The sequence below is a fragment of the Streptomyces sp. NPDC040622 genome (assembly GCF_055593965.1).
In genome coordinates, this window is record NZ_JBVIXD010000001.1 from 88,135 (window position 1) to 106,997 (window position 18,863).

General features: G+C 70.9%; 14 protein-coding genes and 1 pseudogene. 9 read left to right on the forward strand and 6 right to left on the reverse strand.

The genetic code is table 11. The features are described from left to right. Nucleotides 1–20: 20 nt before the first annotated feature. The gene (locus ACZ592_RS00440) at nucleotides 21–1,052 is read right to left on the reverse strand and encodes a LacI family DNA-binding transcriptional regulator (protein WP_471579245.1); all 1,032 of its coding nucleotides are present in this window, start codon (nucleotides 1,050–1,052) and stop codon (nucleotides 21–23) included. A gap of 385 nt (nucleotides 1,053–1,437) precedes the next feature. Here ACZ592_RS00440 and ACZ592_RS00445 point away from each other — a divergent pair, with 385 nt between their 5' ends. From ACZ592_RS00445 to pulA, 7 genes and pseudogenes are all read left to right on the forward strand, one after another. Beyond that, nucleotides 1,438–2,709 (forward strand): extracellular solute-binding protein, encoded by a 1,272-nt coding sequence (locus ACZ592_RS00445; RefSeq protein WP_471579246.1) that lies wholly within the window; start codon nucleotides 1,438–1,440, stop codon nucleotides 2,707–2,709. Between the two features lie 44 nt (nucleotides 2,710–2,753). Next, nucleotides 2,754–3,764 (forward strand): carbohydrate ABC transporter permease, encoded by a 1,011-nt coding sequence (locus tag ACZ592_RS00450; RefSeq protein ID WP_471579247.1) that lies wholly within the window; start codon nucleotides 2,754–2,756, stop codon nucleotides 3,762–3,764. Next, nucleotides 3,758–4,654 (forward strand): sugar ABC transporter permease, encoded by an 897-nt coding sequence (locus ACZ592_RS00455; protein WP_471579248.1) that lies wholly within the window; start codon nucleotides 3,758–3,760, stop codon nucleotides 4,652–4,654. Before ACZ592_RS00450 ends, ACZ592_RS00455 begins: the two co-directional genes overlap by 7 nt. Before the next feature lie 120 nt (nucleotides 4,655–4,774). Continuing rightward, on the forward strand, nucleotides 4,775–6,424 hold the full coding sequence (locus tag ACZ592_RS00460) for a glycoside hydrolase family 13 protein (RefSeq protein WP_471579249.1): 1,650 nt from the start codon (nucleotides 4,775–4,777) through the stop codon (nucleotides 6,422–6,424). Then, on the forward strand, nucleotides 6,412–7,473 hold the full coding sequence (locus tag ACZ592_RS00465; protein ID WP_471579250.1) for a LacI family DNA-binding transcriptional regulator: 1,062 nt from the start codon (nucleotides 6,412–6,414) through the stop codon (nucleotides 7,471–7,473). The genes ACZ592_RS00460 and ACZ592_RS00465 overlap by 13 nt, the downstream gene beginning before the upstream one ends. A 167-nt stretch (nucleotides 7,474–7,640) precedes the next feature. Then, nucleotides 7,641–9,038, forward strand: a pseudogene (locus tag ACZ592_RS00470) (alpha-amylase); the annotation flags it as partial. A gap of 94 nt (nucleotides 9,039–9,132) precedes the next feature. After that, a complete protein-coding gene (pulA, locus tag ACZ592_RS00475; protein ID WP_471579251.1) occupies nucleotides 9,133–11,850 on the forward strand; it encodes a pullulanase-type alpha-1,6-glucosidase in 2,718 nt (905 codons plus the stop codon). Nucleotides 11,851–11,876: 26 nt separating this feature from the next. Here pulA and ACZ592_RS00480 read toward each other — a convergent pair whose 3' ends face one another. Both ACZ592_RS00480 and ACZ592_RS00485 read right to left on the reverse strand, forming a co-directional pair. After that, nucleotides 11,877–12,935: a chitinase gene (locus ACZ592_RS00480; RefSeq protein ID WP_471579252.1), complete on the reverse strand. Its 1,059-nt coding sequence runs from the start codon at nucleotides 12,933–12,935 to the stop codon at nucleotides 11,877–11,879. 135 nt (nucleotides 12,936–13,070) lie between these two features. Continuing rightward, nucleotides 13,071–13,526 (reverse strand): Lrp/AsnC family transcriptional regulator, encoded by a 456-nt coding sequence (locus ACZ592_RS00485; RefSeq protein WP_471579253.1) that lies wholly within the window; start codon nucleotides 13,524–13,526, stop codon nucleotides 13,071–13,073. Between the two features lie 141 nt (nucleotides 13,527–13,667). Between ACZ592_RS00485 and ACZ592_RS00490 the strand changes: the two genes are divergently transcribed. Together ACZ592_RS00490 and aspA are read left to right on the forward strand one after the other, a co-directional pair. Then, entirely contained in the window at nucleotides 13,668–14,693 is a 1,026-nt protein-coding gene (locus ACZ592_RS00490; RefSeq protein WP_471579254.1) for an asparaginase, read from the forward strand. Between the two features lie 57 nt (nucleotides 14,694–14,750). Next, nucleotides 14,751–16,160 (forward strand): aspartate ammonia-lyase, encoded by a 1,410-nt coding sequence (gene aspA, locus ACZ592_RS00495; protein WP_471579255.1) that lies wholly within the window; start codon nucleotides 14,751–14,753, stop codon nucleotides 16,158–16,160. A 52-nt stretch (nucleotides 16,161–16,212) separates the two neighbouring features. Here aspA and ACZ592_RS00500 read toward each other — a convergent pair whose 3' ends face one another. From ACZ592_RS00500 to ACZ592_RS00510, 3 genes are all read right to left on the reverse strand, one after another. Continuing rightward, nucleotides 16,213–16,899 carry an HAD family hydrolase gene (locus ACZ592_RS00500; RefSeq protein WP_471579256.1) on the reverse strand — a complete coding sequence of 229 codons (687 nt, stop codon included), beginning with the start codon at nucleotides 16,897–16,899 and terminating at the stop codon, nucleotides 16,213–16,215. A gap of 25 nt (nucleotides 16,900–16,924) precedes the next feature. After that, nucleotides 16,925–17,407: an Lrp/AsnC family transcriptional regulator gene (locus ACZ592_RS00505; protein WP_471579257.1), complete on the reverse strand. Its 483-nt coding sequence runs from the start codon at nucleotides 17,405–17,407 to the stop codon at nucleotides 16,925–16,927. Between the two features lie 146 nt (nucleotides 17,408–17,553). Beyond that, nucleotides 17,554–18,858: a ricin-type beta-trefoil lectin domain protein gene (locus tag ACZ592_RS00510; RefSeq protein ID WP_471579258.1), complete on the reverse strand. Its 1,305-nt coding sequence runs from the start codon at nucleotides 18,856–18,858 to the stop codon at nucleotides 17,554–17,556. Nucleotides 18,859–18,863 lie beyond the last annotated feature (5 nt).

An 18,863-nucleotide genomic window follows, 5' to 3' on the forward strand; every position in this document is an offset into this window, starting at 1 on the left:
CCGGGTTCGCGCCGGACCGGTCAGGAAGCCGGTTGTTCCCTGCGTCCGGACCCCGTGGATCCCCGCACCACCAGCTCCGGCAGGAAGACGAACTCCCCGTGCGGGGCGGGCGTTCCGCCGACCTCCTCCAGCAGCGCACGGACCGCCGCCTGGCCCATCGCCTGCACGGGCTGGCGGATCGTGGTCAGCGGCGGATCGGTGAAGGCGATCAGCGGGGAGTCGTCGAACCCGACGACCGAGATGTCGCGGGGGACGGTGAGACCCAGGTCGCGGGCGGCCCGGATGGCGCCGAGCGCCATCATGTCGCTGGCGCACACGACGGCGGTGCAGCCGCGGTTGATGAGGGTGGTGGCCGCGGCCTGACCGCCCTCCAGGGTGTAGAGGGAGTGCTGGATCAGCTCGGCCGACTCCTCGTCGGTGAGGCCGAGGCGCTCGTGCAGACCGAGCAGGAAGCCCTCGATCTTGCGCACCACCGGCACGAACCGCCTGGGGCCGACCGCGAGCCCGATGCGGGTGTGCCCGAGCGAGGTCAGGTGGGTGACGGCCAGGCGCACGGCGGCGCGGTCGTCGGTCGAGACGAAGGGCGCCGCCACGTCGGGGGAGAAGCCGTTGACGAGTACATAGGGGACGCCCTGGGCGCGCAGGGCGTCGTAGCGCGTCATGTCGGCGGTGGTGTCCGCGTGCAGCCCGGAGACGAAGACGATGCCGCTGACCCCGCGGTCCACCAGCATCTCGGTGAGCTCGTCCTCGGTGGAGCCGCCGGGCGTCTGCGTGGCGAGCACCGGCGTGTAGCCCTGGCGGGTCAGGGCCTGCGCGATGACCTGGGCGAACGCGGGGAAGATCGGGTTGTCCAACTCGGGCGTGATGAGGCCGACGAGCCCCGCGCTGCGCCGGCGCAGGCGCACCGGGCGCTCGTAGCCGAGCACGTCGAGGGCGGCGAGGACCGCCTCGCGGGTGCCCACGGCCACGCCGGGCTTGCCGTTGAGGACGCGGCTCACGGTGGCTTCGCTGACCCCCGCGTGGGCTGCGATGTCGACGAGCCGTGCGGTCATGGCACCGGACTGTACCGGTGATCCGGGGGATTGCACACAGCCGGTGAAGGCTTGCGGGAAGATCCGTCTTGCAAGAGCCTTGCAGGCGGCTTCGCGGGCCTGTCCGTCGCAGGTCGATGCCCTCGGCGTCACGGTTGTCGCAGACCAGAGGCCATACACAGCGCGAGAGTCGTGGGTCAGATGCGCCGTCAAGCGTGGTCCCGGCAACGGTAAGGACACGCAGAAGTAACGATCACCAGAGCTTGCAGAAATATTTCGCAAGGTCTTTCGGCGGCATTGCAACGCTGTTACGTTCCTGGCAACCCGGCGGCGCCGCGTCCAGAGCGGCCAGCAGGAGGCACCTCTTCGTCTCCCCGTGATTCCGGGATCAGTTGAAGGAGTTCACATGCGGCGTGGCATAGCGGCCACCGGGCTGATCGCGGCCCTGGCCATGACAGCGGCAGCGTGCGGGAGCGACGACGAGGGCAGCGGCGGCAGCAAGGGAGGCAAGCTCTCCGGCACCGTCACCTTCTGGGACACCTCGAACGACGCCGAGAAGGGCGCGTACCAGAAGATCGCCAAGGGCTTCGAGAAGCTGCACCCCGGTGTCGAGGTCAACTATGTGAACGTCCCGTTCGGCGAGGCCAACGCCAAGTTCAAGAACGCGGCCGGGGGCAACTCCGGCGCCCCGGACGTGATGCGCACCGAGGTCGCCTGGACCCAGGACTTCGCCTCGCTCGGCTACCTCGCCCCGCTCGACGGCACGGTCGCGCTCGACAAGGCCGACGACTACCTCCCGCAGGCGGCCGCGAGCACCGAATTCAAGGGCAAGGTCTACGCCGCGCCGCAGACCATCGACACCCTGGCGCTCTTCTACAACAAGAAGATGCTCAAGGACGCCGGTGTCGAGGTGCCCACGTCGTTCGACGAGGTGAAGTCGGCCGCGAAGAAGATCAGTTCCAAGTCCGGCAAGACCGGTCTCTATCTGCGCGGCGACGACCCGTACTACTACCTCCCGTACCTCTACGGAGAGGGCGGCGACCTCCTGGACACCAAGAGCAAGAAGGTCACCGTCGACGACCCCGAGGGCGCCAAGGCGTTCGGGGTGATGAAGGACCTGGTCGACTCCAAGGCGGCGGTCACCGACGCGAGCGACGGCTACAACAACCAGCTCAACGCCTTCAAGGACGGCGACGTCGCGATGGCGCTCGACGGCCCCTGGTCCATCGAGGGCGCCCTGAAGGGCAAGGAGTTCAAGGACGACAAGGGCAACCTCGGTGTCGCCCCCGCCCCGGCGGGCAGCGCGCGTCAGGGCGCCCCGCAGGGCGGCTGGAACCTCGCCGCGTACGCCGGTTCCTCGAACCTCGACGCGTCCTACGCGTTCATCAAGTACATGAGCTCGGCCAAGGTGCAGCAGGAGACCACCGAGCAGCTCAGCCTGCTGCCGACCCGCACCTCCGTCTACGACGTGAAGTCCGTCAAGGACAACCAGATGGTGCAGTTCTTCAAGCCCGCCGTGGAGAAGTCCGTGCAGCGCCCGTGGATCCCGGAGGCCAACGCGCTCTTCGAGCCGATCCGGCTGCAGCTGGAGAAGGTGCTCAGCGGCAAGGCCTCGCCCGAGAAGGGCGCCCGGGGCGTCGGTGACGCCTACCGCAAGCTCCTCAAGGACTACAAGTAACCGCGTGACAGGGACGACGAGGAACAAGGAGGGCTGACCGACCCATGGCTGTCGAGACCGGCCGGCCGGTGGCGAAGGCCGCAGACGCGAGGAGCGTCCGCGGCCGCGGCCACCGGCCCGGCAAGAACCCGGGGCGGTTGCGCAGGGCGTTCGCCACCCACTGGTACGCGTGGGCCATGGTCGCTCCCGTCGTACTCGTGATCGGCGTGATCGTCGGGTACCCGCTGGTGCGCGGCGTGTATCTGTCGACCACCAACGCCAACGAGGCGAACGTCGAACGGCACATCGGTGTCAACGACATCCCGGCCACGTACGAGTCCGTCGGTCTCGACAACTACCAGTCGATCCTGACCGACGGCGTCTTCTGGGACCGGCTCACCTGGACCGTGGTGTGGACCGTCTCCTGCGTCGCGCTCTCCTTCGTGCTCGGTCTCGCGCTCGCCACCATGCTCAACCGCAAGCTGGCGGGACGCTCCTTCTACCGGATGGCGCTGATCCTGCCGTGGGCGGTGCCGGCCTTCGTCTCCGTCTTCACCTGGCGGCTGCTCTTCAACGAGAAGAAGGGGATCCTCAACAAGATCCTCGAGGGCGGCGGCATCGACGCGGTCCCGTGGCTCAACGACCCGACCTGGGCCAAGATCTCGGTGATCACCGTCAACGTCTGGCTCGGCGTGCCCTTCATGCTGGTGGCCATGCTCGGCGGCCTGCAGTCCATTGCGGGCGAGCTGTACGAGGCGGCCGAGATGGACGGCGCCAACGCCTGGCAGCGCTTCAGGCACATCACCCTGCCGGGGCTGCGTTCCGTGGCGAGCACGGTGATCCTGATCAGCGGCATCTGGACGTTCAACATGTTCCCGGTGATCTTCCTGCTGACCAGGGGCGGTCCCGGGGACGCCACCGAGATCCTCGTGACGTACGCCTATCGGCTCTCGTTCGTCGTCAGTCCACGCGACTTCGCGGGCTCCGCGGCCTGGGGAGTGCTCATCCTGGCCCTCCTGTCGATCATCGCGGTGGCCTACCGCCGCGCGCTCCGCAAGCAGGGAGAGGTGTGGTGACCGCAGTGCGGACGAAGGCACATGAGCAGGGGAACAAGCGGGAGAGGGTGATGAGGGCCCGGGGGCGCGACGAGCGGGGACCGCTCGCGTCGGTCGCCCTGCACGCGACCCTGCTGATCGCCGCTGCCGTCGCGGTGGGACCTCCGCTGTGGCTCCTGATCACCTCGTTCAAGCCGGAGAGCGAGGCCTTCTCCACCGATCTGGTGAAGGACTTCACCCTCGGCAACTACGACCACGTCCTGAACGACACCGAGTTCCCGAACTGGCTGCTCAACTCCCTCGTGGTCGTCGGCCTGACCACGGTCATCGGCGTCTTCATCGCGGCGACCACCGGCTATGCGGTGAGCCGCTTCACGTTCCCCGGCATGCGGCCGCTGATGTGGCTGCTGCTGATCACCCAGATGTTCCCGGTCGCGGTGCTCATCGTGCCGCTGTACAACCTCCTCGCCAATCTCGGCCTGCTCAATCAGCCCGTCGGGCTCGTCGTCACGTACCTGACGATCGCCGTGCCGTTCTGCGCCTGGATGATGAAGGGCTACTTCGACACCATCCCGGTCGAGATCGACGAGGCCGGACGGGTCGACGGGCTCAACCCGTTCGGCACCTTCTGGCGGCTCATCGTGCCGCTCGCCAAGCCGGGCCTCGCCGTCACCGGCTTCTACAGCTTCATCACCGGCTGGGCCGAGGTCGCCTACGCGTCCGCCTTCATGACCGGCGAGGAGAACCTCACGCTCGCCGGCGGCCTGCAGACGTTCGTCAACCAGTACACCAGCGACTGGGGCTCGCTGACCGCGTCCGCCGTGATCGTCGCGGTGCCCGCCGCGATCATCTTCGGCTTCGCCCAGCGCCACCTCGTCTCCGGCCTGACGGCGGGCGCGACGAAGTCCTGAGGCGTCATCCCGCGACCCGCGACCGCCGACCCGCGACCCGCACGGTGCGCACGCACGTCGGCGGCGCCGGACCGACACCGTCCGGCGCCGCCCCCACCACACTCGATCCCCAGGGAAGACATGACCCAGCACCTCGCCGCCCCTGCCGCCCCCACCGCCGAGACGCGCACGGACTGGTGGCGCGACGCGGTGATCTACCAGGTGTACCCGCGCAGCTTCGCCGACGGCGACGGCGACGGCATGGGGGACCTGCGGGGCATCCGCAGCCGGCTGCCGTACCTCAGGGACCTCGGCGTCGACGCCGTCTGGCTCTCCCCCTTCTACGCGTCGCCGCAGGCCGACGCCGGCTACGACGTCGCCGACTACCGCGCCATCGACCCGATGTTCGGCAACCTCCTGGACGCCGACGCGGTCATCCGCGACGCCCACGAACTCGGCCTGCGCATCCTCGTGGACCTCGTGCCCAACCACTCATCGGACCGGCACGACTGGTTCCGGCGCGCGCTGCGCGAGGGCCCGGGGTCCCCGCTCCGGGAGCGCTACCACTTCCGCCCCGGCCAGGGCGCCGACGGCGAACTCCCGCCCAACGACTGGGAGTCCATCTTCGGCGGCCCCGCCTGGACCCGCGTCGATGACGGCGAGTGGTACCTCCACCTCTTCGCGCCCGAACAGCCCGACTTCAACTGGGAACACCCGGCCGTCCACGACGAGTTCCGCTCGATCCTGCGCTTCTGGCTCGACATGGGTGTCGACGGCTTCCGGGTCGACGTGGCCCACGGCCTCGTCAAGGAGCACGGCCTGCCCGACATCGGCAGCCGCGACCAGCTCAAGCTGCTCGGCAACGACGTCATGCCGTTCTTCGACCAGGACGGCGTGCACGCGATCTACCGCAGCTGGCGCGAGGTACTCGAGGAGTACGAGGGCGAGCGCATCCTCGTCGCCGAGGCGTGGACGCCGACCGTCGAGCGCTCCGCCCACTACGTGCGCCCCGACGAGATGCACCAGGCCTTCAACTTCCAGTACCTGGGCACCTCGTGGGACGCCGCCGAACTGCGCGGGGTCATCGACGTGTCGCTGGCCGCGATGCGGCCCGTGGGCGCCCCCGCCACCTGGGTGCTCTCCAACCACGACGTGACCCGGCACGCCACGCGGCTCGCCAACCCGCCGGGCCTCGGCACGCAGTTGCGGACCGCGGGCGACCGCGAGCTCGGCCTGCGCCGCGCCCGTGCCGCGACCCTGCTGATGCTGGCGCTGCCCGGTTCCGCCTACCTCTACCAGGGCGAGGAACTGGGTCTGCCCGACGTCACCGACCTGCCCGACGAGGCGCGTCAGGACCCCTCCTTCCACCGGGCCGACGGCCAGGACGGGTTCCGGGACGGCTGCCGGGTGCCCATCCCGTGGACCACCGACGGCCCGTCGTACGGCTTCGGCACGGGCGGCAGCTGGCTGCCGCAGCCCGCCGGGTGGGGCGCGCTGAGCGTGCAGGCCCAGACCGGGGACCCCGGCTCGACCCTGGAGCTGTACCGTGACGCGCTCGCCGTGCGCCGCGCGGAACCAGGGCTCGGCGCGGGCGGCGCCATCGAGTGGCTGGACGCCCCCGACGGCGTGCTCGCCTTCGCCCGCGAGGGCTTCGTGTGCACCGTGAACACCACCGGCGAGGACGTACGGATCCCCGCACCCGGCCGTGTCCTGCTCGCCGCCGAGCCGGTGGAGACCGTGGCGGGAACCGTGCGGCTGCCCGCGGACACCACCGTCTGGTGGGCGGTGTGACACTCCCCGCCGGGCCGCGGGACGCGCACCGGGGCGCCCCGCGGCTCCTGGACATCGCGGCCCAGGCCGGCGTCAGCGAGGCCACCGCCAGCCGGGTGCTCAACGGCAAGGCGGGGGTCGCGGCGGGCACCAGGCGCCGGGTGCTCGCCGCCCTGGACGTCCTCGGGTACGAGCGGCCCGTCCGGCTGAGGAGGCGCAGCGCCGGACTGGTGGGCCTGGTCATCCCCGAGCTCACCAACCCGATCTTCCCCGCGTTCGCGCAGGTCATCGAGCAGGTGCTCGCGGGGCACGGCTACACCCCGATGCTCTGCACCCAGATGCCGGGCGGCGCCACCGAGGACGAGCTGGTGGAGCAGCTGGAGGACCGCGGGGTCAGCGGCATCATCTTCCTGTCGGGGTTGCACGCCGACACGACCGCCGACCCCACCCGCTACCGCGAACTGGCCCGCCGCAAGGTCCCGTTCGTCCTGGTCAACGGCTACCACGAGGACATCCCGGTGTCCTTCGTCTCACCCGACGACCGCGCGGCCGTCCACATGGCGGTCCGCCACCTCGTGGAGCTGGGGCACGAGCGGATCGGCCTTGCCGTCGGCCCGACGCGGTACGTGCCCTCGCGGCGCAAGGCGGAGGGCTTCGCGGCGGCGCTGCACAGCATGCTCGGCCTGACCGCGACAGAGGCCGAACGGCTCGTGCAGCGGACGCTGTTCACGGTCGAGGGCGGCCAGGCCGCGGCCGGTGCCCTGCTGGACCTCGGGTGCACGGCGATGGTCTGCGGCAGCGACCTGATGGCGCTCGGCGCCGTCCGGACGGTGCGCGAGCGCGGGCTCGCGGTGCCCGGCGACGTCTCCGTGGTCGGGTTCGACGACTCGCAGCTCATCGCCTTCACCGATCCGCCGCTGACCACGGTGCGTCAGCCGGTGCAGGCCATGGCGACCGCGGCGGTGGGCGCCCTTCTGGAGGAGATCGACGGGAACCCCGTGCAGCGCACGGAGTTCGTCTTCCGGCCCGAGCTGGTCGTCCGCGGGTCCACGGCCCAGGCGCGCCGCTGAAACCAGCATCGCTGCAATCTCTTGCGGACGGCTTCAGGCCCCGCGTTTCCCCAGGATTTCCGGCCGGTGTCCAGAGGGTTGACCAAGTCCTTGGGGCGCCCTACGGTCCAACTCGCAACAAGTTGTGATGACTTGCTGAAAGCTCCTTCAACGCGCAGGAGGTACCGATGACAGACCGGACCGGCAAGCACCGCAGATCCGTCGCGACCGCGCTCGCCCTGCTGGCGGGCTTCGCGGGCAGCGTCGTGGGCGGGGCGCCGGCGGCCCAGGCCGCCCCGCCCGGCGGCAAGGACGTCACCGCCGTCCTCTTCGAGTGGAACTTCCGGTCGGTCGCCAAGGCCTGCACGGACCGGCTCGGCCCGGACGGCTACGGATACGTCCAGGTCTCCCCGCCCCAGGAGCGCATCCAGGGCGACGCGTGGTGGGCCGCCTACCAGCCCGTCAGCTACAGGATCGGCAGCCGTCTCGGTGACCGCGCCGCGTTCAAGGACATGGTCGACACCTGCCACTCGGCCGGGGTGAAGGTCGTCGCCGACGCGGTCATCAACCACATGACCAACGCCTCCGGCACCGGCTCCGCGGGCTCCCGCTTCACCAAGTACGACTACCCGGGCACGTACTCCGCCGCGGACATGAACGACTGCACGTCCGCCATCGGCAACTACCAGGACCGCTGGAACGTCCAGCACTGCGAACTGGGCGGCCTGGCCGACCTGGACACCGGCGAGGAGTACGTGCGCGGGCGCATCGCCGCCTACCTCGACGACCTGCTGTCGCTGGGCGTGGACGGCTTCCGCGTCGACGCGGCCAAGCACATCCCCGTGGACGACCTGAAGAACATCAAGTCGCGGCTGAGCGACCCCGGCGTGTACTGGAAGCAGGAGACGCTGTACGGCGCGGGGGAGACGGTCTCCCCGGGCGAGTACACGGCCACCGGGGACGTGCAGGAGTTCCGCTACGCCTGGGACCTGAAGCGGGTCTTCACCGACGAGAAGCTTGCCTACCTCAAGAACTTCGGCGAGGGCTGGGGGTATCTGCCGAGCGGCTCGGCCGCGGTCCTCGTCGCCAACCACGACACCGAGCGGCACGGCCAGACCCTCAGCTACAAGGACGGCGCGAACCACACCCTCGCGCACGTCTTCATGCTGGCCTGGCCCTACGGCTCGCCGGACGTCCACTCCGGCTACGAGTTCGGCGACGCCGACGCCGGATCACCCAACGGCGGCCAGGTGAAGGCCTGTTACCAGGACGGCTGGAAGTGTCAGCACGCCTGGCCGGAGATCCGCGCCATGGTCAAGTTCCGCAACGCCGCGAGCGGCACGCCGGTCACGAACTGGTGGGACAACGGCAGCGACGCCATCGCCTTCGGCCGGGGCGACAAGGCGTACGTCGTCGTCAACCACGAGGGCTCCGCCGTCAACCGCACCTTCCAGTCCTCCCTGGCGGCGGGCGCGTACTGCGACGTGCAGAGCGGCCGGAGCGTCGCCGTGGACGGTTCGGGCCGGTTCACCGCCTCCGTCGCCCCGAACACCGCCCTCGCGCTGCACGCCGGGGCGCGGAGCTGCTGACCGGCTCCCCTCATGACCGGCCGCCCGGCCCATCCCTGTCCCCGCGCCGGGCGGCCGTACCCCTCTCGTCACCCCTCAAGGAGAAACCCCCGTGACCGGCTCCCCGCGCCGTACCGCCGTGGCCGTGGCACTCGCCCTGCTGGCCGTGACCGCGCCCCTGACCGCGACGGCGAGCGCCGTGCCGCTCGCCCCGTCACAGCCGTCCGCCGCGGCCGACCCGGCCGACGGGCTCGACCTGTCGAAGGCGCGGGCCCAGTGGATCGACCGGTCCACCCTCGCCTGGGACACCGGTACGGGCACGGCGCACGAGCTGCTGTACGCGCCCCGGGGCGGCCTCACCGTCAAAGGCGGCGACGTCAGCGGTACGGCCCACCGGCTGCGGCTCACCCCGGTCGACGGCGGTCTCACCGCGGCGCAGCGGGCCAGGTTCCCGCACCTCAAGGGCTACGCCGCCTTCACCGTGGACCACCGGGACCGCGACCGGGTCCGCGCCGCCCTCACCGGCCAGCTCGTCGCCACCGGGCGCTCCGCCGACGGCACCCTGCGCGCCGCCACCGGCGTACAGACCCAGGGCGTCCTCGACGACCTGTACGGAGCCGCCGCGGGCAAGGCCACGCTCGGCCCGCGGTTCGGGCACGGCGGTACCACGCTCGCCGTCTGGGCCCCCACCGCGCAGCGCGTCGCCCTGGACATCGGCGGCCGCACCGTGGTGATGCGCCGCGACCGCGCCTCCGGCGTGTGGTCGGTGACCGGGCCCCGGAGCTGGCGGGGGAAGGCCTACCGGTACGCCGTCAAGGTGTGGGCGCCGAGCGTCCGGAAGGTCGTCACCAACAAGGTCACCGACCCCTACTCGACCGCCCTGAGCGCCGACTCCGCGCGCAGCCTCGCCGTCGACCTGGCGGACCCGGAGCTCGCGCCGAAGGGCTGGGCCGGCCTGCGCAAGCCGAGGGCGACGCCCCTGCGCGACGCGCAGATCCAGGAGCTGCACATCCGGGACTTCTCCGTCGAGGACCGCACCTCGGACCACCCCGGCCAGTACCTGGCGTTCGCCGACAAGACGTCCGACGGCATGCGGCACCTGCGCCGCCTCGCCCGCTCGGGCACCTCGTACGTGCACCTGCTGCCGGCCTTCGACATCGGCACCATCCCCGAGCGCGCCTCCGGACAGGACGGCCCCGACTGCGACTTGGCGTCCTATGCCCCCGACTCCGAAGAACAGCAGGCGTGCGTGTCCAAGAGCGCGGGCAAGGATGCCTACAACTGGGGCTACGACCCCTTGCACCACACCGTGCCGGAGGGTTCGTACGCGAGCGACCCCGAAGGCACCCGTCGCACGGTCGAGTTCCGCAGGATGGTGCAGGGGCTGAACGGCTCCGGCCTGCGCGCGGTGATGGACGTCGTCTACAACCACACCGTCGCGAGCGGCCAGGCCGGCAAGTCCGTCCTCGACAAGATCGTGCCCGGCTACTACCAGCGCCTGGACGCCGACGGCACGGTCGCCACCTCCACGTGCTGCGCCAACACGGCCCCCGAGAACACCATGATGGGCAAGCTCGTCGTCGACTCGATCGTCACCTGGGCCAGGGAGTACAAGGTCGACGGCTTCCGCTTCGACCTGATGGGACACCACCCCAAGGCCAACATCGTCGCCGTCCGCAAGGCCCTCGACGCGCTGACCGTGGCGAAGAACGGCGTCGACGGCAAGGACATCGTCCTGTACGGCGAGGGATGGAACTTCGGCGAGGTCGCCGACGACGCCCGCTTCGTCCAGGCCACCCAGAAGAACATGGCGGGCACCGGCGTCGCGACCTTCTCCGACCGCTCCCGCGACGCCCTGCGCGGCGGCGGCCCCTTCGACGCGGACCCGGGCGTGCAGGGCTTCGCCACCGGCCTGTACACCGACCCCAACTCCTCGAAGGCGAACGGCACGCCGGTCGAGCAGAAAGCGCGGCTCCTGCACTACCAGGACCTCATCAAGGTCGGCCTCGCGGGCCACCTCGCCGGCTTCACCTTCAAGGACTCCGCCGGCCGCAGGGTCACGGGCGCGCAGGTCGACTACAACGGCGCCCCGGCCGGATACGCGAAGGTTCCTGGCGACGCCCTCTCCTACGCCGACGCACACGACAACGAATCGCTGTACGACGCGCTCGCCTTCAAGCTGCCCGCGGGCACCTCGGCGGCCGACCGGGCCCGGATGCAGGTCCTCGCGATGGCCACCGCCTCGCTCTCCCAGGGGCCCGCGCTCTCCCAGGCGGGCACGGACCTGCTGCGCTCCAAGTCCCTGGACCGCAACTCCTACGACAGCGGCGACTGGTTCAACGCCATTCACTGGGACTGCCGCGCGGGCAACGGCTTCGGGCGCGGGCTGCCGCCGGCGGCCGACAACAAGGACAAGTGGCCCTACGCCAAGCCCCTGCTGGCGTCCGCGGCGGCGCTGACGCCCGGCTGCGCGGAGATCGAGGGGGCGTCGTCCGCGTACCAGGACCTGCTGAGGATACGGACGAGCGAGCCGGAGTTCTCCCTCGCCACGGCCGGACAGGTCCAGTCGGCGCTCTCCTTCCCGCTGTCCGGCACCGAGGGAGAGGTGCCCGGGGTCATCACCATGAAGCTCGGCGACCTCGTGATCGTGATCAACGCGAGCCCGGGGGCGCGGCGCCAGCACGTCGCCGCCGTCGAGGGCGCCCGGTACGCCCTGCATCCGGTGCAGGCCTCGGGCGCCGACCAGAAGGTCAAGTCATCGGCGTACGAGAGGAGTTCGGGTACCTTCACCGTCCCCGGGCGCACGGTCGCCGTCTTCCGGCGGGGCTGAGTGGTCCCGCCGCACGGGTGCGCCCTCTACCGGGCGATCCGCTTGAAGTTGTCGCCGAAGGTCCAGCCCTTCGACCCGTCCCAGTTGATGGACCAGGTCATCAGGCCCTTCAGTGCGCCGTTGTACGTGTTCCAGGCCTGGGCCACCAGGCTCGGGGACATGTAGCCGCCGCCGGCTCCCGGCTGGGCGGGGAGGCCCGGGACCTGCTTGTCGTAGGGGACCTTGATGGTGGTCCCCTGGATGACCAGGCCCTTGTTCAGGCAGTCGGTCTGGGCGGTGAAGCCCTGGACGGTACCGGCGGAGTAGGAGTCGCCGGAGCAGCCGTACATGCTTCCGTTGTAGTACTGCATGTTGAGCCACCACAGGCGGCCGTTGTCGGCGTACTTCTTGATGACGGGGAGGTAGGCACCCCAGATCGAGCCGTACACGACGCTGCCGCCGGTGACGTACGCGGTCTCCGGGGCCATCGTCAGGCCGAAGCCCGCGGGCATCTTGGCGAGCACGCCGTCGATGATGCGGATGAGGTTGGACTGCGAGGGCGACAACTGGTTGATGTTGCCGCTGCCCACGAGGCCGGTCTCGATGTCGATGTCGATCCCGTCGAAGTTGTACTTCTTCAGGATCGGCACGATCGTCTCGACGAAGCGGTCGGCGACCTTGCTGGAGCTCAGGTCGATCCCGGCCGCCGCGCCGCCGATGGACATCAGGATGGTGGCGCCGTCGGCCTTGGCCTGGCACATCTCGGCGGGCGTGGCGACCTTCACCGTCGCGTCCATGCCGTCCTCCCACAGCACGGTGCCGTCGGAGCGGATCACGGGGAAGGCCGCGTTGATCACGTTGTAGCCGTGCTCGCGCATGCGGGGGTCGGTGATCGGGGTCCAGCCGAACGGCGGGTGCACGCCGTTGGACGCGCCGTCCCAGTTCTCCCAGTACCCCTGGAGGACCTTGCCCGCGGGCTTCGCCTTGATCGCGCAGGTGTCGGCCTTGGGGGCGGGGGGATCGGCTGCGGCCGCGGCGGCCGGCAGCTGTGCGCAACAGATCAGTGCCAGGGCGGACCCCAGCAGGCGTACCGTCCGACCGATCACACTGTGCTCCCTGGGTGCGGTGGGGGACCTGGAGACGTGCCTGGTGCGGTGCGTCAACTTAGGCTGGACCAGACCAGTCGTCAATAGGTCTGTACCAAAGGGGAGTTGGTGTGCCGATGGAGCCCGGGCCGCGGCTCAGTCGTCCACCGGCAGGCCCTGTGGCTCCTTGATCCGTTTCATGATGATCTGCGAGTTGACCTCGGTGACTCCGGCGAGGGCCGTGAGCCGTTCGATCCAGAGGCGCTCGTACGCGGCGAGGTCGGCGACGGCGATGCGCAGCAGGCAGCCGGGGCTGCCGAACAGGCGGTGCGCCTCGATGACGTCCGGAATGTCCTGCAGGGCCGCCTCGAACGCCTCGACCGTCCCGCGGTCGCGCCGCACCTCGATGGAGACGAGCACTTCGAAGCCCCGGCCGACGGCCTCGGGGGCGACGACCGCGCGGTACCCCTGGATCACGCCGTCCAGCTCCAGCTGGCGCACCCGGCGCATGCACGGCGACGCGCTGAGGCCGACCCGGGCGGCCAGCTCTTGATTGGTCAGGCGGCCGTCGTTCTGCAGTTCGCGCAAGATATTGCGATCGATGTCGTCCATGACGCAATTATTGACCACTTGTGTTGCGGATGGATCGATTCTTGGCAAGCACATTGCGCGATGTTCGATCTATCCTTGCGTCGAGGCTGCCCACTGCTCAGGGGGCTGGAGTTCCTCGGGATCCCTGGGAGGTACAAGGTCGTGGAAACACACGCGCGCCGCGTCGTCGTCATCAGCACCGGCGGGACCATCGCCAGCCGCTGGCAGGGCACCGGTTTCGCCGCCGACGCCCCGGGTCGCGAGGTGCTCGCCACGGCTTCGATACCCCACGGCATACGCTCCGAGGTCATCGACCTGTTCAACGTGAACAGCCCCCGCCTGACCTCCGCGCAGCAGGTCACCCTGCTGCGCACCGTGCGCGAGGTGTTCGCCGACCCCGGCGTCGACGGCATCGTCGTCACCCACGGCACGGACACCCTGGAGGAGTCCGCGTTCCTCCTCGACCTCCACCACGACGACCCGCGCCCGGTCGTCTTCACCGGCGCGCAGAAGCCGCTCGGCGCCGAGGACGGCGACGGGCCCGGCAACCTCTACGACGCGCTGCTCACCGCCGCGACCGTGCGCGACCTCGGCGTCCTGGTCGTCTTCGACGGCAAGGTGCACGCCGCGCGCGGCACCGTGAAGACCCAGACCCTGGCCGCCGACGCCTTCGCCGACCCGTCCCGGCCGCCCGTCGGCAAGGTCGGCTTCGGCAAGGTCTCGATCCTGCACCGCCCGGCGCGCCCCGAGCCGCTGCCGCTTCCCGCGGAGCTGCCGACCGGGTCCCTGCCGCGCATCGACATGGTCATGCACCACGTCGACGCCGACCCGCTGTTCCTGGAGACCGCGGTCGAGGCGGGCGCCGCAGGCATCGTGCTCGTCGCCACCGGCGCGGGCAACGCCACCCCCGAGTTCGTCGCCGCCGTCACCGCCGCCATCGAGCGGGGCGTCGTCGTCGCCCTGACCACCCGCGTCCAGGCGGGACCCGTCACCGAGATCTACACGCACGGCGGCGCCGTCGACCTCTCCGCCGCCGGCGCGGTCCTCACCGGCACCCTGCGCGCGGGCCAGGTCCGCACCGCGCTCCTCGCCGCCCTGCTCTCGGCCGGCGACCCGGGCGCGCGCACGGCCGCTCTGCGCCGCATCGTCGCCGAACCGGCGGACCCCGCCGCCGACCGCGCCGCCTGAGCCGTCCGCCGACCGGACCCCAGCACCGCCCAGCACGTCTGCCGGAAGAGAACCACCATGACCGCCGCGCCCACCAGCGCCCCGCGCCGCGAGCACGACCTGCTCGGCGACCGTGACGTACCCGCCGACGCCTACTGGGGGATCCACTCCCTGCGCGCCACGGAGAACTTCCCCATCACGGGCATCCCGATCTCCGTGTACCCCCAGCTGATCGACGCGCTCGCCGCCGTCAAGGAGGCCGCCGCCCGCGCCAACGAGGAGCTGGGGCTGCTCCCGAAGGCCAAGGCCGACGCGATCGCCGCCGCCTGCCGGGAGATCCGCGCGGGACACCTGCACGACCAGTTCGTGGTCGACGTCATCCAGGGCGGCGCAGGCACCTCCACCAACATGAACGCCAACGAGGTCGTCGCCAACCGCGCCCTCGAACTCCTCGGCCACCCCAAGGGCGCGTACGGGCACCTGCACCCCAACGAGGACGTCAACCTCAGCCAGTCCACCAACGACGTCTACCCGACCGCCGTGAAGGTCGCGACGGTCAGCGCGGTGCACGGGCTGCTGCGTGCGATGGCGGTGGTGCAGGACGCGTTCGCCGCGAAGGCCCTGGAGTTCCGCGAGGTCCTGAAGATGGGGCGCACCCAGCTCCAGGACGCGGTGCCGATGACGCTCGGCCAGGAGTTCTCCGCGTACGCCGTGATGCTCGACGAGGACCGCATGCGGCTCGCCGAGGCCGTCGAGCTGATCCACGAGATCAACCTCGGCGCCACCGCCATCGGCACCGGCCTCAACGCCCCCGCCGGGTACGCCGAGACGGCCCGCCGCCACCTCGCCGACATCACCGGCATGCCGCTGGTGACCGCGGCCAACCTCGTCGAGGCGACGCAGGACTGCGGTGCCTTCGTGCACCTGTCCGGCGTCCTGAAGCGGATCGCGGTCAAGCTCTCCAAGAGCTGCAACGACCTGCGGCTGCTGTCGTCGGGCCCGCGCGCGGGGCTCAACGAGATCAACCTGCCGCCGGTGCAGGCCGGTTCGAGCATCATGCCGGGCAAGGTCAACCCGGTGATCCCCGAGGTCGTCAACCAGGTCGCCTTCGAGGTCATCGGCAACGACGTCACCATCACCATGGCCGCCGAGGCGGGCCAGCTCCAGCTCAACGCGTTCGAGCCGATCATCCTGCACTCGCTCGCCAAGAGCATCACCTCGTTGCGCGCGGCCTGCCTCACGCTCGCCGAGCGGTGCGTGGCGGGCATCACCGCCAACACGGAGGTGCTGCGCGCCTCGGTGGAGACCTCCATCGGCCTGGTCACCGCGCTCAACCCGCACATCGGCTACACCGCGGCCACCGAGATCGCCCAGGAGGCGCTCAGCACCGGCCGGGGCGTCGCCGAGCTGGTCCTGGAGAAGGGGCTGATGCCGGCGGAGCGGCTCGCGGAGCTGCTCACCCCCGAGCGGGTCGCCGGGGCGGCCTGAGCGGGGAACGCGCGGCCTGTCACCGCCGGCCGGGGGGGGAGGGGAAGAGCGGTCAGCGGCCGGACGTGAGCACGTCCAGGGCCGCCTGGGCCGTGAACTCGCGCTGGCCGCCCCGCACCAGCAGCTCCGCCGACGCGAACGCCTCGTCGTCCGCGTGGGCCGCGACGTACGGGATCGCGACGCACCGCATCCCGGCCGCGCGCGCCGCCAGCACGCCCGGGGCGGCGTCCTCGAAGACCACGCAGTCGGCGGGCTCCGCGCCGAGCAGCTCGGCCGCCGCGAGGAACACGTCCGGCGCCGGCTTGCCGCGCGGGACCTCCTCGGCCGAGACGAACGTGGTCAGCTGGGCGTCCAGGCCCGTGCCGGCCAGGATCGCCTCGATCGCGGCCCGGGAGGACCCGGACGCCACGGCCATCGGCACGCCCGCGTCGTGCAGGTGCTCGACGAGCTTGCGCATCTGCGGGTAGACGGGCGTGTCGGCGCGGGCCAGCGCCAGGTAGCGGCGGTCGAGATCGGCGAGCAGCTCGGCCACCGACGCCTCGATGCCGTACTCCTTCTTCCACAGCGCGAGCGTCTCGTGGGAGCTGATGCCGACGTACTGCTCGTTGTCGGCCCAGGTGTACGCCCGGCCCGTGCGGTCGGCGAGCAGGGCCCGCGACGCTTCGAAGTAGTGGGGTTCGCTGTCCACGAGGGTGCCGTCGAGATCGAGGACGACCGCGGTGCTGCCGAAGGTGCTCATGCCTCCAGCATGCCAAACGGCCAGGTCATCCCGGTCCGGCCGACGACCTGCCGACCGACTCGACGAGCGGGAGCAGGCGGTGCGGCACCCGCTCGCGCAGCGCCATCTCGGTCCGCGTGCGCACCACGCCCGGCAGGTTGATCAGCTCCTGGATGACGTCCTCCAGGTGCCCGTTGTCGCGGGCCGCGACCCGGGTCAGCAGGTCGCCGCCGCCCGTGATCGAGTGCGCCTCGATGATCTCGGGCACGGCGGCGAGCGCGTCCCCCACCTCGTCCAGGTGCCCCTGGGTGACCTCGATGTGGACGAAGGCGAGCACGGGGTGGCCGAGCGCGGCGGGGGAGAGGAACGGGCCCGTGCCGGTGATCACACCGTCCCGCTCCATGCGGTCGAGCCGCGCCTGCAGGGTGCCGCGGGCGATGCCGAGGATGCGCGCGTACTCGCGCAGGCTGGTGCGGGGCTGTTCCAGGAGCAGCCGCAGGATGCGGGTGTCGAGTTCGTCGACGGCCATGGTGCGAGATTCTCCCGGGTGGGCGGTGCTGATCGCTGGTGACTGTAGCCGCTGCGCCCGCCGCCGCGCCGCCGGCCGTACCGCGGGTGACATGCGAAGAGGGCCGGCCGGGGACGAGTCGATCGTCCCCGCCCGGCCCCCGTGGGCTACTTGGGCGTGACCCACACCTGGCGCTTGTTCGTGTTCGCCGTGTACAGCTGGACCTTCGTGCTGTTGGCGGTCGAGCCGCCCGTCACGTCGAGGACCTTGCCGGACGCGACGTGCACGATCTGGCCCTTGGCATTGACCGACCAGCGCTGCGACGCGTCACCGTTGCAGTCGTAGAGGCTGATCTTGTTGCCGTTGGTGCTCGCGTTGCGGTAGTTGTCCAGGCACTTGCCGAGCGAGCGGAAGGTGCCGTCCTTCTGCAGGATCCAGGACTGCCCCGGGCCCTTGTTGCAGGTGTACAGCTGGACCTGGGTGCCGTTGGCGGCCTTGCCGCCCTTGACGTCCAGGCACTTGGAGCCGATGCCCGTCACCTTGCCCTGCGGGGGCACCTTGGCGCCGCCGCCGCGGGCCAGGTGGCGCAGGCCCTGCACGTCGTACTGCTGGACGTAGGTGCCCGCGCGCTTGTCCGTGTAGGCGGTGACGGGGGTGCACATCACCGGGCTCTGTCCGGAGTCGGTGCCCTTGACGCAGTCCCCGCGCGTCGCGCTGCGGTTGGCGTGCGTGAGCCCCATCGTGTGCCCGAGCTCGTGGCTGATGTGGTTGCGCAGGTAGGGCTCGCCCCAGGCCGGGGCGGGCTTGCCCGCGGAGGTGAAGAACTCGTCGTCGATGTAGGCGTGTCCGCTGGTCACCGTGTCGGCGAGGGAGGCGGAGTAGAAGCCGCAGCTCAGGTTCTTGATGCCGGAGCCGTCACGGACGACCTTCCACCCGGTGGAGCCGCCGTCGGCCGGCGGGATGCAGGGGTGGTGCAGTACACCGATGATGATTTCGCCCCTGGGGCGGGTGTAGTCCCAGCCGACGGGGTTCGTGTCGACGGTCACCGGCAGCGTGGTGACGCGCTTGAGGTCCGCGGCGGACTTCTTCACGTACGGGCCGAGCCAGTCCACGGACTTCTTGTCGTAGAACTTGATGGTGTAGCCGGTGGCGAGGTACTTGGACATGCCGCCCGACTTCCAGCCCTCGCCCTGCGGCACGGCGGCCGCGGCCCGCCCGGAGGCGTTCGCCGAGAACCCCTCGGGCTGCGACTTCAGCGACATGACGCCGTCCTTGAACGTCGTGCCGTCCGTGCGGGAGGCGCCGAAGTCGGCCGTCGCGGGCTGCCCCGCGGCCGTCGGCCTGCCGTCGTCGTCACCGGTGCCGAACGCGGCGGGCGACAGCTGCACGCCCGCGACGATGGCCGCCGCGGCACCCACACCGGCCATCGCCATGCGGCGCTTGCGTGCGCCGCGCTTGCGTATGGAACTCAATTCCC